The organism is Citrobacter sp. Cs237 (assembly GCF_030332325.1).
GTDB lineage: Bacteria > Pseudomonadota > Gammaproteobacteria > Enterobacterales > Enterobacteriaceae > Citrobacter_A > Citrobacter_A sedlakii.
This window is the reverse complement of sequence record NZ_JAOWIB010000102.1, coordinates 69,836-82,974: the sequence shown is the minus strand read 5'-3', so window position 1 is coordinate 82,974 and position 13,139 is coordinate 69,836. Positions and strand designations below refer to the sequence as shown.

The 13,139-nt window shown below is 56.4% G+C and carries 12 protein-coding genes; 7 read left to right on the top strand and 5 right to left on the bottom strand.

Features of this window, described 5'->3' with window-relative positions; genetic code table 11:
* Positions 1-109: 109 nt before the first annotated feature.
* Complete coding sequence (locus OGY07_RS09940) at positions 110-715, top strand: histidine phosphatase family protein (protein WP_042290640.1); 606 nt, start codon at positions 110-112, stop codon at positions 713-715.
* 55 nt (positions 716-770) lie between these two features.
* On the opposite strand, the gene nudI is transcribed toward OGY07_RS09940, so the two are convergent.
* Positions 771-1,196, bottom strand: a complete 426-nt coding sequence (nudI, locus tag OGY07_RS09935; protein WP_181822838.1) for a nucleoside triphosphatase NudI — start codon at positions 1,194-1,196, stop codon at positions 771-773.
* 312 nt (positions 1,197-1,508) lie between these two features.
* Here nudI and OGY07_RS09930 point away from each other — a divergent pair, with 312 nt between their 5' ends.
* The 6 genes from OGY07_RS09930 (at position 1,509) to yfaU (ending at position 7,813) form a co-directional block, all read left to right on the top strand.
* On the top strand, positions 1,509-2,051 hold the full coding sequence (locus OGY07_RS09930; protein ID WP_042290635.1) for a YfaZ family protein: 543 nt from the start codon (positions 1,509-1,511) through the stop codon (positions 2,049-2,051).
* 93 nt (positions 2,052-2,144) lie between these two features.
* Complete coding sequence (locus OGY07_RS09925) at positions 2,145-3,341, top strand: nicotinamide mononucleotide deamidase-related protein YfaY (RefSeq protein ID WP_181822839.1); 1,197 nt, start codon at positions 2,145-2,147, stop codon at positions 3,339-3,341.
* Positions 3,342-3,639: 298 nt separating this feature from the next.
* Positions 3,640-4,422, top strand: coding sequence for an IclR family transcriptional regulator (locus OGY07_RS09920; RefSeq protein ID WP_042290625.1), 783 nt, complete (start codon positions 3,640-3,642; stop codon positions 4,420-4,422).
* A gap of 12 nt (positions 4,423-4,434) precedes the next feature.
* On the top strand, positions 4,435-5,640 hold the full coding sequence (gene rhmD, locus OGY07_RS09915) for an L-rhamnonate dehydratase (RefSeq protein ID WP_286600267.1): 1,206 nt from the start codon (positions 4,435-4,437) through the stop codon (positions 5,638-5,640).
* Positions 5,641-5,694: 54 nt separating this feature from the next.
* Positions 5,695-6,984 (top strand): MFS transporter, encoded by a 1,290-nt coding sequence (locus OGY07_RS09910; RefSeq protein WP_042290623.1) that lies wholly within the window; start codon positions 5,695-5,697, stop codon positions 6,982-6,984.
* A gap of 25 nt (positions 6,985-7,009) precedes the next feature.
* Positions 7,010-7,813 carry a 2-keto-3-deoxy-L-rhamnonate aldolase gene (gene yfaU, locus OGY07_RS09905; protein ID WP_042290620.1) on the top strand — a complete coding sequence of 268 codons (804 nt, stop codon included), beginning with the start codon at positions 7,010-7,012 and terminating at the stop codon, positions 7,811-7,813.
* A 49-nt stretch (positions 7,814-7,862) separates the two neighbouring features.
* Here yfaU and OGY07_RS09900 read toward each other — a convergent pair whose 3' ends face one another.
* The 4 genes from OGY07_RS09900 to glpA form a co-directional block, all read right to left on the bottom strand.
* Complete coding sequence (locus OGY07_RS09900) at positions 7,863-8,813, bottom strand: Rpn family recombination-promoting nuclease/putative transposase (RefSeq protein WP_286600264.1); 951 nt, start codon at positions 8,811-8,813, stop codon at positions 7,863-7,865.
* 217 nt (positions 8,814-9,030) lie between these two features.
* A complete protein-coding gene (glpC, locus tag OGY07_RS09895; RefSeq protein WP_181822844.1) occupies positions 9,031-10,221 on the bottom strand; it encodes an anaerobic glycerol-3-phosphate dehydrogenase subunit GlpC in 1,191 nt (396 codons plus the stop codon).
* On the bottom strand, positions 10,218-11,477 hold the full coding sequence (gene glpB, locus OGY07_RS09890; protein ID WP_060570124.1) for a glycerol-3-phosphate dehydrogenase subunit GlpB: 1,260 nt from the start codon (positions 11,475-11,477) through the stop codon (positions 10,218-10,220). The genes glpC and glpB overlap by 4 nt, the downstream gene beginning before the upstream one ends.
* Complete coding sequence (glpA, locus tag OGY07_RS09885; RefSeq protein WP_286600261.1) at positions 11,467-13,095, bottom strand: anaerobic glycerol-3-phosphate dehydrogenase subunit A; 1,629 nt, start codon at positions 13,093-13,095, stop codon at positions 11,467-11,469. The genes glpB and glpA overlap by 11 nt, the downstream gene beginning before the upstream one ends.
* Between the last annotated feature and the right edge of the window lie 44 nt (positions 13,096-13,139).

The following is a 13,139-nucleotide window of genomic DNA, read 5'->3' as shown; positions in this document are numbered from 1 at the left end:
TAACCTTTGCTTTTATTCAGATTTTAAGGCATTTTCACGACACGAATTTTCGACTGGTAAACCGAAAGGTAGACCACATTTTATTTATTTTTATTGCGTGGAAAGTGACGTGTCAGCTTTTTTCCAGTATTTTTCTCATTCCCGAAAATATGCCGCTATTTTGATCGTCAGTCTGGTTGTTCTGATTGGTGTTAGCGGCAAGGTGGCGTGGAGCAGCAACGGTTTGCCGCGCATCAATACCCCGACGCTCGCCTTGCTGGCAAAGCAGCACCCCGTCATCGTTCTGTTTCGCCATGCTGAGCGCTGCGATCGTTCCGAACATCCCTGTCTGTCAGATAAAACCGGTATTACCGCATACGGCGCGCATCAGGCCAGGGCGCGTGGAGAGACGTTCGCCGCACAAATTAACGATTATTCATTATTTGCCAGTCCTGCCGTACGCACTATTCAGTCGGCGACGTGGTTTTCCGGCGGTAAGAAACTCACCGTGGATAACGCGATGCGTACATGTGGAGGCGGAACGCAACGGGCTATTCTACGCCTCGCCAAACAGTCACAGGGTAAAAATACGGTTATTTTTACGCATAATCATTGTCTGACGTGGCTGGCGGAAAATATGCGCGGCGTTAAATACGATCCGGGATATCTGGACGCTTTAGTGATGCATGCCGATCACGGTAAGCTTTATTTAGATGGTCAATTGATGATTCAATAATAAAAGCTTATCTCATCAGCGTCTCAATGACAGCCATAAAGGCTGTCATGTTCTGTTAAAGTAATCCTTTCAGTCCCAACGTTTTTCGCGTGGCGATATTCAGATCATATTTCGGTAAATCTTCCGGTTTGACCCAGGCGAAGGCCTGAAACTCTTCGTTAATATGCACTTCACGGTTAGCGGCAATGCAGTCAAAGATCAGGTAAATCATGTAGATCTCTTCCTGACTACCGTCCGGATAGGTTTTAGTACGGATATCATCGCTGAACGTCCAGGGTTTAATATCACTCAGTATCAATTCATCTCCGAGCTCTTCGCGGATCTCACGACGCAGGGCGTCTTCAATTAGCTCCCCCGGCTCCACGCCACCGCCTGATAAGGCCCATTGACCCGGAAAAACACCGCGATCGTCGGCCATCTGGCACAACAGGTAACTGCCATTATTCTGTATTAAGGGGCAAACAATAGTCCTTTGACGCACGATAATGTTCCTTAAAGCAGAGGTAAATGTGCCAGCGAAAAGCATATCGCCTGACAACACGAGTAAAAAACGTCTCTTTTCCAGACAAAACCGGGAATTAATGTAAGGAAGATTGATCAATAAAAAATTGATCCTGGGCAAGCCCCTATTGGCTATACGGATTTCGTTACCGTTTCCCCTTACCAGACCGATCTTATTTAGTTACAAAACCCTGAACTAACCATTTTTTAACACCTTGATTCCTGCGTTAATGACAGTACAATCCGGCGGTTTTGGGACGTTTTGCGCAATTGCTTGCTGGAAAGGGTAAAAATGAAAAAAAGCGTAATAGTTGGACTGGCTGGAATGCTGTTCGTGTCTGCGACCGTGAATGCGATGAGTATCAGCGGTCAGGCGGGGGAAGATTACACCAATCTCGGTGTTGGATTTGGTACGGAGTCCAGCGGCCTGGCGCTGAGCGGTAACTGGATGCACAACGATGACGACGGCGACGCCGCAGGTCTGGGTTTGGGGTTAAATATTCCTCTTGGACCCATGCTGGCAACGGTCGGCGGCAAAGGCATTTATACCAATCCCAAGGATGGTGAAGAAGGTTACGCGGCGGCGGTCGGCGGCGGGCTGCAGTGGCCGATTGGCGACAGCTTCCGTCTGTTTGGCGAGTACTATTACTCACCGGACTCGCTGTCCAGCGGTATTGACAGCTATGAAGAAGCTAACGCTGGCGCACGCTGGACCCTTCTGCGTCCGCTGAGCATTGAAGCGGGCTATCGCTATCTGAATCTGGCGGGCAAAGACGGCAACCGCGACAACGCAATTGCTGACGGTCCGTATGTTGGGGTTAACGCCAGCTTCTAATCGCTTCGGCGCGGCGTCCTGCCGCGCCTGTTTTTTTCTCCTCCTCCTTCTTCATGCGTTATAGTGTTTGCATCATAAAAGCAGGAGAACACGATGTTACACGTGGAGATGCTATCCACCGGGGATGAAGTGTTGCATGGGCAAATTGTCGACACTAACGCCGCCTGGCTGGCCGATTTTTTCTTTAATCAGGGATTACCCTTAACGCGTCGCAACACGGTGGGCGACAATCTTGACGACCTGGTCGCCGTTTTGCGCGAGCGCAGCCAGCACGCAGATGTTCTGATCGTCAATGGCGGGCTGGGCCCCACCAGCGATGATCTGAGCGCCCTGGCGGCGGCGACGGCAAAGGGGGAGGGGCTGGTGTTACATGAACCCTGGCTTGCTGAAATGGCGCGTTTTTTCCGCGAGCGCGGTCGGGCGATGGCGCCCAGCAACCGCAAACAGGCGGAGCTGCCGGCCAGCGCCGAGTTTATCAACAATCCGGTCGGGACCGCCTGTGGCTTTGCGGTTCAGTTGAATCGCTGCCTGATGTTTTTCACGCCGGGCGTGCCGTCTGAATTTAAGGTGATGATTGAGCACGAGATCTTGCCGCGCCTGCGTGAACGCTTCGCGCTGAGCGAAGCACCGCTGTGTCTGCGTCTGACGACCTTTGGACGTTCGGAAAGCGATCTTGCCCAAAGCCTCGACTCGCTGACGCTGCCGGAAGGGGTGACGCTGGGGTATCGTTCGTCAATGCCGATCATCGAGTTGAAGCTCACTGGCCCATACGCCCAGCGTGAAGCGATGCAAACTCTGTGGCAGGAGGTGAAGCGCGTTGCCGGACAAAGCCTGATCTTTGAAGGCACGGAAGGCCTGCCTGCGCAAATTGCCCGTGAACTGCAGAAAAGGCAGCTTAGCCTGACGCTCAGCGAGCAGTACACCGCAGGGCTGGTGGCGTTGCAGCTTTCAAGGGCGGGCGCGCCGCTTCTGGCCAGTGAAGTGGTGCCTTCTCAGGAAGAAACGCTGGCGCAAACCGCGCACTGGACGAACGAGCGTCGCGGTAACCATTATGCCGGTCTGGCGCTGGCGGTATCCGGCCTGGAAAACGAACATCTTAATTTTGCCCTGGCCACGCCAGACGGCACCTGGGCGCTACGGGTTCATTTTAGCGTCACACGGCATAGCTTGCAGGTGCGTCAGGAAGTCTGCGCGATGATGGCGCTGAATATGCTGCGCCGCTGGCTTAACCATCAGGAGATCGCGACAGAGCACGGCTGGATTGAGGTGGTCGAGTCGTTTACGCTGTGATCGCGCTGACTCGCTTGTAAAAAAGTATCCGGCACACTGCCCGGTTGCGTTACGGCATACCGGGCCTGGGCGATAGCGCTTTTTAAGATGCCCACCGTGGCGTCAGTCGCCATCCGGCAATAAGCCGTCATGCTTGTCCAACCTGCTGTACTCCCGCCGAAAAAATCCGTGCGTTTATTCACATTTTTCCTCATTTTTTTTCCATTCTACTGGAAGTGAGGCGCGATTTGATGTGCTTCACAAATTTCCCCCCGCGTACCGATCACACTGATTCCAGTATCTCAGACTGGAGTCCAGTATGTTGGAATCAAGTAAAGTGCCGGCGCTTACCCGCGCCATCGACATCCTTAATCTGATCGCGAGGATTGGCCCGTGCAGCGCGGCGACGATCATTGAGACGCTGGGCATTCCCAAGAGCACCGCGTATCTGCTGCTCAACGAACTGAAGCGCCAGCGATTTATCAGCGTCGACCATCAGGAGAATTTTTGCCTGTGGACCAAACTGGTGGAGCTTTCCGGACATGCGCTTAGCAAAATGGATCTGCGTGAACTGGCACGCCCGCGCCTGACACAGTTGATGGATGAAACCGGCATGCTCTGCCATTTGGGGATCATCGATCACGAGAGTGCTTACTACATCCTGAAAGTGGAATCTTCCTCCACCATCAGCGTTCGCTCCCACGAAGGTAAAAGCCTTTCGCTCTATCGTTCCGGTATCGGCAAATGTCTGCTGGCCTGGCAACCGGCGCCGGTGCGCAAAGCCATCATTGCGCAACTGGTATGGGAAAAGGCGACGCCGACGACCATTACCGATCCGCAACAGCTTAGCGACGAACTGGAGCGCATCCGCCAGCGTGGATGGAGCTTTGACAACGGTGAAGATTACCCGGACGTGCGTTGCGTCGCCGCGCCAGTTTTTAATGCCAACAATGAACCCGCCGCCGCCATTTCGGTGGTCGGCACCCGATTACAAATCAACGATGAGAACCGTGATTATCTGGCCGGGAAGGCGATTGCCTGCGCGAAGGATATTTCACGCCTTCTGGGATGGAAAAGTCCCTTCGATTCACTCGCATCATAAATGGAGAACATCATGACCCTACCTAAAATTAAACATGTTCGCGCCTGGTTTACCGGCGGCGCTACGGCTGAAAAAGGCGCTGGCGGCGGTGACTATCACGATCAGGGGGCCAATCACTGGATTGACGATCACATCGCCACGCCGATGAGTAAATATCGCGAGTACGAACAGTCGCGTCAGTCTTTCGGGATCAACGTACTGGGCACGCTGATTGTGGAAGTCGAAGCCGATAACGGCCAGACGGGCTTTGCCGTTTCCACGGCGGGCGAGATGGGCTGTTTTATCGTTGAAAAGCATCTCAATCGGTTTATCGAAGGGAAATGTGTCAGCGACATCAAACTGATACACGATCAAATGCTTGGCGCGACCATGTACTATTCCGGTTCCGGCGGTCTGGTCATGAACACGATTTCCTGCGTCGATCTGGCGTTGTGGGATCTGTTCGGTAAAGTCGTTGGCCTGCCGGTTTACAAACTGCTTGGCGGCGCAGTGCGGGACGAAATTCAGTTCTATGCCACTGGCGCCCGTCCTGATCTGGCGAAAGGGATGGGCTTTATCGGCGGGAAAATGCCGACCCACTGGGGGCCGTATGACGGCGATGCGGGGATCCGTAAAGACGCGGCAATGGTCGCCGATATGCGCGAGAAATGTGGCCCGGACTTCTGGCTGATGCTCGACTGCTGGATGAGCCAGGACGTGAACTATGCCACCAAACTGGCCCACGCCTGTGCGCCTTACAATCTGAAATGGATTGAAGAGTGTCTGCCGCCGCAGCAGTACGAAGGCTACCGCGAACTGAAGCGCAATGCGCCGGCGGGGATGATGGTCACCAGCGGTGAGCATCACGGCACCCTCCAGTCTTTCCGCACCTTGTCGGAAACCGGCATCGACATTATGCAGCCGGATGTGGGCTGGTGCGGCGGCCTGACCACACTGGTCGAGATCGCCGCTATCGCCAAAGCGCGCGGACAGCTGGTGGTGCCACACGGTTCCTCGGTCTATTCGCATCACGCGGTCATTACCTTCACGAATACGCCATTCAGCGAATTCCTGATGACCAGCCCGGACTGTTCAACGATGCGCCCGCAGTTTGACCCGATCCTGCTCGATGAGCCGGTGCCGGTGAACGGACGCATTCATAAATCTGTACTGGATAAGCCTGGATTTGGCGTCGAGCTTAACCGCGACTGCAACCTGAAACGCCCTTATAGCCACTAATGACCTGTGCGTTGCCGTTTATCCGGCAACGCCCTCCCTGTTGAGGATCTTGCTATGAGTACCACTTTGCTTGACCGCGTCGTAAAGAAAAACCGCGCGCGTTTGATCCCGTTCATGCTCACGCTGTACGTACTGGCGTTTCTGGATCGTTCGAATATTGGCTTCGCCAAAGAGACCTATCAAATTGATACCGGGCTAAGCAATGAAGCCTATGCGCTGGGGGCGGGGATTTTCTTCGTGGTCTACGCCTTTCTCGGGGTGCCTGCCAACCTGCTGATGCGCAAACTGGGGGCGAGAACCTGGATCGGCACCACCACGCTGCTGTGGGGCTTTCTCTCCGCGGCGATGGCGTGGGCGGATACAGAGGCGAAATTCCTGATTATTCGTACCCTGCTGGGGGCGGCGGAAGCCGGTTTCTTCCCCGGCATGATCTATCTGACCTCGCAGTGGTTCCCGCAGCGCACCCGCGCAAGCATTATGGGGCTGTTCTATATGGGCGCGCCGCTGGCGCTGACGCTGGGGTCGCCGCTTTCCGGCGCGCTGCTGGAAATGCACGGCTTCATGGGGCATCCGGGATGGTTCTGGATGTTCGTTATCGAAGGTTTACTGGCGGTTGGCGCAGGCGTGTTCACGTTTTTCTGGCTGGACGACACGCCGCAACAGGCACGTTTCCTGAGCGCAGAAGAAAAGGCCGCGCTGATAAGCCAACTGGCGAGCGAAGAAGAGAAGAAAGTCACGTCAAAACTCACCGATGCCCTGCGTAACGGACGCGTCTGGCAACTGGCGATCATTTACCTGACGATCCAGGTGGCGGTGTACGGCCTGATCTTCTTTCTGCCGACGCAGGTGGCGGCGTTGTTGGGCACCAAAGTGGGGTTCACCGCGTCGGTGGTCACCGCCATTCCGTGGGTCGCCGCGCTGTTTGGCACCTGGCTCATCCCGCGCTATTCCGACCGCACCGGCGATCGCCGAAATGTCGCCGCGCTGACGCTGTTAGCGGCTGGCATTGGTATTGGGCTTTCCGGGCTGGTTTCTCCGGTGCTGGCGATACTGGCGCTTTGCGTCGCGGCGGTGGGCTTTATTGCGGTACAACCGGTGTTCTGGACCATGCCGACGCAGCTGCTTTCGGGTACGGCGCTGGCGGCGGGGATCGGCTTTGTTAACCTGTTTGGCGCGGTAGGGGGATTTATCGCACCGATCCTGCGCGTGAAGGCGGAAACGATGTTCGCCAGCGATGCGGCGGGTCTGCTGACTCTGGCCGGGGTCGCCATCATTGGCGCGTTAATCATCTTCACTCTGAGCGTGAACCGTGCCGCGTCGCAACCGGGTGCTGCGCATCAATAATTTTATCCACGTTGTAAGGATCATTATGAACGCATTGTTAGCAAACCCTTTTAAGGAAGGTTTACAAAAAGGGGAAGTGCAAATTGGGCTGTGGCTGAGTTCGACCACGTCTTATATGGCGGAAATTGCCGCGACCTCCGGTTATGACTGGCTGCTGATCGACGGTGAACACGCACCGAATACGGTGCAGGATCTGTATCATCAATTACAGGCTATCGCGCCGTATGCCAGCCAGCCGGTGATCCGGCCGGTTGAGGGAAGCAAAGCGCTGATTAAACAAGTCCTGGATATCGGTGCGCAAACGCTGCTAATCCCGATGGTCGATACCGCCGAACAGGCGCGTCAGGTGGTTGCCGCCACCCGTTACCCACCGCTTGGCGAGCGCGGCGTAGGGGCCAGCGTCGCGCGGGCGGCACGCTGGGGACGTATCGACAACTACATGGCGCAGGCCAACGAATCGCTGTGCCTGCTGGTACAGGTCGAAAGCAAAACGGCGCTCGACAATCTCGACGCTATTCTCGACGTGGACGGCATTGACGGCGTGTTTATTGGCCCGGCGGATCTCTCTGCGTCGCTGGGTTATCCGGATAACGCCGGACACCCGGACGTGCAGCGCATCATTCAGGAAAGCATTGCTCGCATACGCGCCGCCGGTAAAGCGGCAGGGTTCCTCGCGGTTGACCCGGCCATGGCGAAAAAATGCCTGCAGTGGGGGGCTAACTTCGTCGCCGTGGGCGTCGATACCATGCTTTATACCGAGGCGCTGGATCGCCGACTGGCGATGTTTAAAGCTGTCGGTTCAGCGACCCCGGTAAAAAGTAGCTACTGAGTAAACGTGCCGGATGGCGACGCTTCGCTTATCCGGCCTGCTTATGGCATCAGTGGTGGCTGGCTATGACCTCATCAACAGAGATACCGGTGATGGTCAGCACCAAATCACGTTCGATCCCTTTCTCGATCATCATTCGCGCAATGCGCAGCGCCTCTTCTCTGGTGCCTGTTCGCTTACCTTCGTGTAATCCTTGCTGCAGGCCTTTTTGCAGCCCCTCCTGCAATCCATGACGGTGGCCTTCCTGCCGCAGTCGTTCTGCAATTGTCATCAGTCTCTCCTTATGATGGGGGGAACGTTCGGCGACCTCGCGGATAAACTCGCTAAAGCGCGTCGCATCGCCGTACTGCACCAGATAATTAAACAGCGTTTGCAGCTGGCTGTCATTAGCAATACCGTTAATTAACAGCGTCACCAGCCGGTCAACCAGACCCATCAGATCGCGATCCCGGATATGCTTTTGCATAAGCTCAAGCAGAGCAACGCGCTGGTGTTGCATGATTTCATCGTCAGGCACCACCGTTATGTCCACCAGCGGAAAGGCCTCCGTATAGAGCTGCCGTGCCAGCTGCGGATTATCAAATTCGTCCAGCCAGTTTAGCGACCAGGGATACGGACTTTGCACGCCGTGGTAAAACAGCATCGGGATCACCAGCGGCAGCGTTTTATGCCCGGCATCCAGATGATGTTGCATGGCGGCGGTGGCATAGCGCATGAGCCGAAAGGCCATATGCGGCACGGCAGTGCTCTGATGTTCAATGACGCAATAGATATAGCCTTCGCCTTCTTTTGTTTTCAGCGACCACACGACGTCAGAATAATATGCGCGGAGATCCTGTTCGATAAACGTGGTGGCTTCCAGCCTGAGCGTTGTTAAATCGCACATTTCGCGCAATGGCGCGGGAAGGTGGATAGTGAGAAAGTCCCGTGCCACTTCAGGACTGGAAATCAGCTTTTTAAACACCGCATCGTGCGGAGTGGATGTGGTTGAATGCGTCATGGTAGTCCGTCACCTTAACATTGTGTTGTCGTGACGTTACAGGCTGATGGCGCGGGTTGCATTAGTTGAATACAGGCTTTGCGCGGCGGGACGAGGGAAAGTTGCTTGCGGTTGCAACGTATACAGTTTTATGGAAAGAATCACGCAAAAATGCCGGATGCAATCCGGCATGGATGTGATGTTCAGGCTCTGCGTTTTGCGCCGTCAGGTAAGTGCGTTAACCGAGCGCCTGCGCTAACAGCGTTATCGGATGTTCGCAGCGTTTGCTGGTGGACATCTCAATTTGCCATTTGCAGGTTTCGCAGTCGGTGACCACCAGATCGGCGCCGCTCTCTTCAATCTGCTTAAACAGCGGCGCGCCAATGGACTGCGAGGTGGGGTAGTTCTCTTTCTTAAAGCCATAGGTTCCGGCGATTCCGCAGCACTGAGAGTCCAGCACCGTTAGCTCCAGACCCGGTATCCGGCGCAGCAGTTCAAGGGTATACAGCGTCCAGCCCATTTTTTCCATGTGGCACGGCGTGTGATAAACCACTTTCAGCGGCAGCGTTTTCAACGGCAACGTTTTGCCTTCATCAAGTCTGCGCCACAGCCAGCGGGTCGCCAGTTCGATGTGCTCTCGGAGACCGCGGTTGTCGACATCCAGCACTTCCGGATACTCGTCGCGCAGGGCGAAGGTACAGGTGGAGGAGGTGGCGATAACGGGGATGCCTTTTACCGCAATCGCTTCGCGCAGCGATTCGACGTTCGTCACCGCCTGCTTACGCGCTTTGTCGGTGAAACCGTTGGCGATAAGCGGTACCCCGCAACACTTCTCTTTGCTCAACAACTGGACGCCGGTGCCCATGGCGTTCAGTACCTTAATTAAGTCCTTTCCGAGTTGCGGATGGTTGTAATTGACAAAACAACCATGAAAGAAGGCGACCTGATCCTTATACTGCGCCTGCTGCTGCGCTACGCTGCGATACCAGCGACGGAAGGTGCCAAACGAGTATTTGGGCAGGGTGCGACGATGGTCGATTTTTAGCGCGTAATCAAGCAACTGGCGCACCGGTTTTAGCGATGTTGCGGTATTCACCACCGGGGCGAACGGCGTAGAGACGCTTCCCATCAGATCCGTATGGCTGAGGATGAAATTGCGTAGCGACGGGCGCGAAGTGTCATATTTTGCCCGCGCGCGCTGAATGATATCGCCAATCTTCACATCAGACGGACACGCCACTTCGCAGCGCTTGCAGTTAATGCAATATTTCAGCGCCTCATCGTATAGCGCACCGTCTTTCAGACGCAGACGCTCGCCGTCGGGTCCGGCCTGTTTGGGGCCGGGATAACCGGGATTGACGCGGCTGACCGGACAGGCGGTGGTGCACACTGTGCACTTGATGCAACTTTCAAAACGGGTATCGCTCATTGCTCACCTCCTGCACGTTTTGCGATCTCATGGGCGGCGTGTAAGGCGGTGACGGCGCAGACGCCGCCGCCGCATCCCTGGGTTATCGGGTCGAATCCGCCGAGCACCGAACCAATGGCAAACAGGTTTTCTACCGTTTGCCCGGCCAGAGATGGACGTAACGCTGCGTCGGTGGTGACGCCAAACTGCTGCCAGGGTTGGGCGTCAAAGAAATCTTGTCGGTACCACCCGGCACGGTTGGCCGTTTGCTGAACATCCAGTCCAAGAATCGGTTCGCGAATGCCCTGACGGTCAGCCACCAGCCCACTGCTGAAGAAGCTGCCGCTGGCCAGTACCGCGAAGCGCGGACGGAGTGGAATATCAGCATGATTGCGGGTCCAGATTTCGCTCACCGCGCCGTTTTTGCAGGTCACTTTCTTCACTTCATCGCCTGGCATCCAGATCCCGCCCTGACGTACAAACTGGCGCTGAAGCTGATTATGCAGACGAATGCCCAGCACAGACGGCGGCAGGGTCGGCAGCAGCGTCAGCGGACACGGCAGGCGCGCGTTGAGCCAGCGCCATAGGCGCTCATCCGCGAGGCCAAAGCAGGCGGGCATCATCACCATCTCGCAGCTTTTCGCCACGGGTAACAGCGCGTCGAACAGCAGCGGCCATTTGTCTTCGTTGTCAAGAAAACGCGCAATGTTCACCGCGCGAAACTCCGTGGCGTTGTCGCGTAGCACGTCCAGTTCGGGCAGGTCGATCTCCGCCGTGTCGACCGTCAAACCGGCCTGCTGCAGAGAGGCGGCGGCAAGATGCGCCTGAAAATCGAGCAGACCGGTGATACCGACCACGCACAAATGTTTTGCGGTAAGCGGCCAGACCGGAATTTCCGGCGCGCTAAGCCAGGTTGTCCGCAGCGTGCCCAGCGGGGTGACGCGCTGATGCGATTGCCTTACGTCGCCCTGCATCTGCGCGCCGGATGCCTGCAGCACTGCCTGTGCTTGCTGTGCAAGCTGTAGCACATGTTCTGTTCCCAGTTGTGAATAAGGGTGGGCAGGCGCCTGTTTTTGCAGTGCGTCCAGACCGGCAGCGATATCCGTTACCGGTTGTCCATCCGGTAATGCGCTGAGCAGATCCAGCGAACCGGAGGAGAAGTGCAGCGCGCTCTGCCCGCGGGTGACGATCGCACAGCGCTGGCCATGTTTTTGCAACTGCAAACCGCAGAGGAGTCCGGCCAGACCGCCGCCCATAATGACTGTATCAAATCTCATCGCGCGGCTCCTTTTCCAGACCACATAAGCCCTGGTATACCCAGCGGGTGAATTCGCTTTCGCGCAGCGCGTCGCCCCAGGCGATAGGCTGCACGCCTTTCCAGCGTTCATTTAAGAAATCAGAGAGTTGGCTGATGGATTGTGTGGCGGTGGTGATATTAAAACGTTGCAGCAATCCGGCGGCACGGCAGGCGCACAGTTCACCCTGGCAGGTGCCCATGCCTACGCGGGTACGGCGGCGCAGGTCAAGCAGGCTGTTCACGTTTAAATTTTCCACCGCGTACTGGACTTCGCCAGCGGTGACGGCTTCACATTCGCAAACCACGCTGCGATGCTGACGTCCCTGGCTTAACCACGCCGGCGTGCGATCGCCGTGGCGATAAACGGCGGAGCCGCGCAACGGCGCGGGCAGGGAGATCACGCGCTTAAGGGTGGTTTCTGTCGGTTCGTGCGAACCAGGCAGCGGCGTGTCGGCGGTCATGCAGGGGCGAGTATTACCCAGTTTGCGACAGACCGCATCGGTGGCCCACTCCGCCATCAGGCGGTAGGTCATCAGTTTGCCGCCGGTAATGGTGATAAATCCGTCCAGACCATCGCGTTCCGCATGGTCGAACAGCACTATACCGCGGCTGACGTTGCGTCCGCTCGGATCGTCGTCGCTGGCGACCAGCGGCCTTACTCCGGAGTATGCACGCAGGATACGGGTCTTCGCCATCACGGGCGCCAGTTTTTCCCCTTCACGCAGCAGAATATCCACTTCCTCGGCGGTGACGCGGTTGCTGTCGATATCGTTGTAATCAATGTGGGTTGAGGTGGTGCCAATGAGTGAAATGGTGTCGCCCGGCACCAGAATATCGGCATCGGACGGCTTACGGCAGCGGTTTATCACATGCTGATTAATACGGTGATCCAGAATCAGCAGCGATCCTTTCGCCGGGAACATGCGGATGCTCAGGTCGGCGTATTCCGCGATTCGTTGCCCCCAGATCCCGGCGGCATTGACCACCACTGGCGCATGCAGCGTTTGCGTTTCGCCAGTCAGCGCATTGCGTACATGCACGCCGCTGACCGTTGCCCCTTCGCGGATCAGGCCGGTCACTTCATGAGCGGTCAGAATCACTGCGCCATGCTCCTTCGCATCAAGCATATTCGCCGCCGTGAGGCGGAACGGATCGACCGTGCCGTCAGGGACTTTTACCGCGCCAGTCAGCTGTGGATTGACTGAGGGTTCAATTATGCGCGCCTGCTGCGGATCGATCGCCTCTGCGCGGATCCCGGCCTCTTCGCAGGCGCGAATAAACGTGGCCTGGAATGCGAGGTCGTCTTCGGGCAGGGTAATAAACAGACCGTCCGTCGGTTCAACGCAGTGACGGGCGATACGTTTTAAAATCTGGTTTTCGCTGATGCACTCGCGGGCGGACTCTGCGTCAGTGACCGCATAGCGCGCGCCGCTGTGCAGCAGACCGTGGTTGCGCCCGGTCGCGCCGGTGGCGATGTCGTGGCGTTCAACTAAAATAACGCGCAGGCCGCGTAGCGCGCAGTCACGGGCAATACCGGCCCCCGTGGCGCCTCCACCAATGATAATCACGTCAGCAGTTTGCGAGTCGCGAGTTTTCATTGTTTTCCCTCACAGTTCGTTTTTTATCATTTAGCCACATAAAA

Coding starts and splice junctions, on each gene's coding strand:
- yfaU (WP_042290620.1), top strand. CDS start 7,010: ATGAACGCATTGTTAGCAAACCCTTTTAAGGAAGGTTTACAAAAAGGG.
- OGY07_RS09920 (WP_042290625.1), top strand. CDS start 3,640: ATGTTGGAATCAAGTAAAGTGCCGGCGCTTACCCGCGCCATCGACATC.
- glpB (WP_060570124.1), bottom strand. CDS start 11,477: ATGAGATTTGATACAGTCATTATGGGCGGCGGTCTGGCCGGACTCCTC.
- glpA (WP_286600261.1), bottom strand. CDS start 13,095: ATGAAAACTCGCGACTCGCAAACTGCTGACGTGATTATCATTGGTGGA.
- OGY07_RS09925 (WP_181822839.1), top strand. CDS start 2,145: ATGTTACACGTGGAGATGCTATCCACCGGGGATGAAGTGTTGCATGGG.
- rhmD (WP_286600267.1), top strand. CDS start 4,435: ATGACCCTACCTAAAATTAAACATGTTCGCGCCTGGTTTACCGGCGGC.
- OGY07_RS09930 (WP_042290635.1), top strand. CDS start 1,509: ATGAAAAAAAGCGTAATAGTTGGACTGGCTGGAATGCTGTTCGTGTCT.
- glpC (WP_181822844.1), bottom strand. CDS start 10,221: ATGAGCGATACCCGTTTTGAAAGTTGCATCAAGTGCACAGTGTGCACC.
- OGY07_RS09910 (WP_042290623.1), top strand. CDS start 5,695: ATGAGTACCACTTTGCTTGACCGCGTCGTAAAGAAAAACCGCGCGCGT.
- OGY07_RS09900 (WP_286600264.1), bottom strand. CDS start 8,813: ATGACGCATTCAACCACATCCACTCCGCACGATGCGGTGTTTAAAAAG.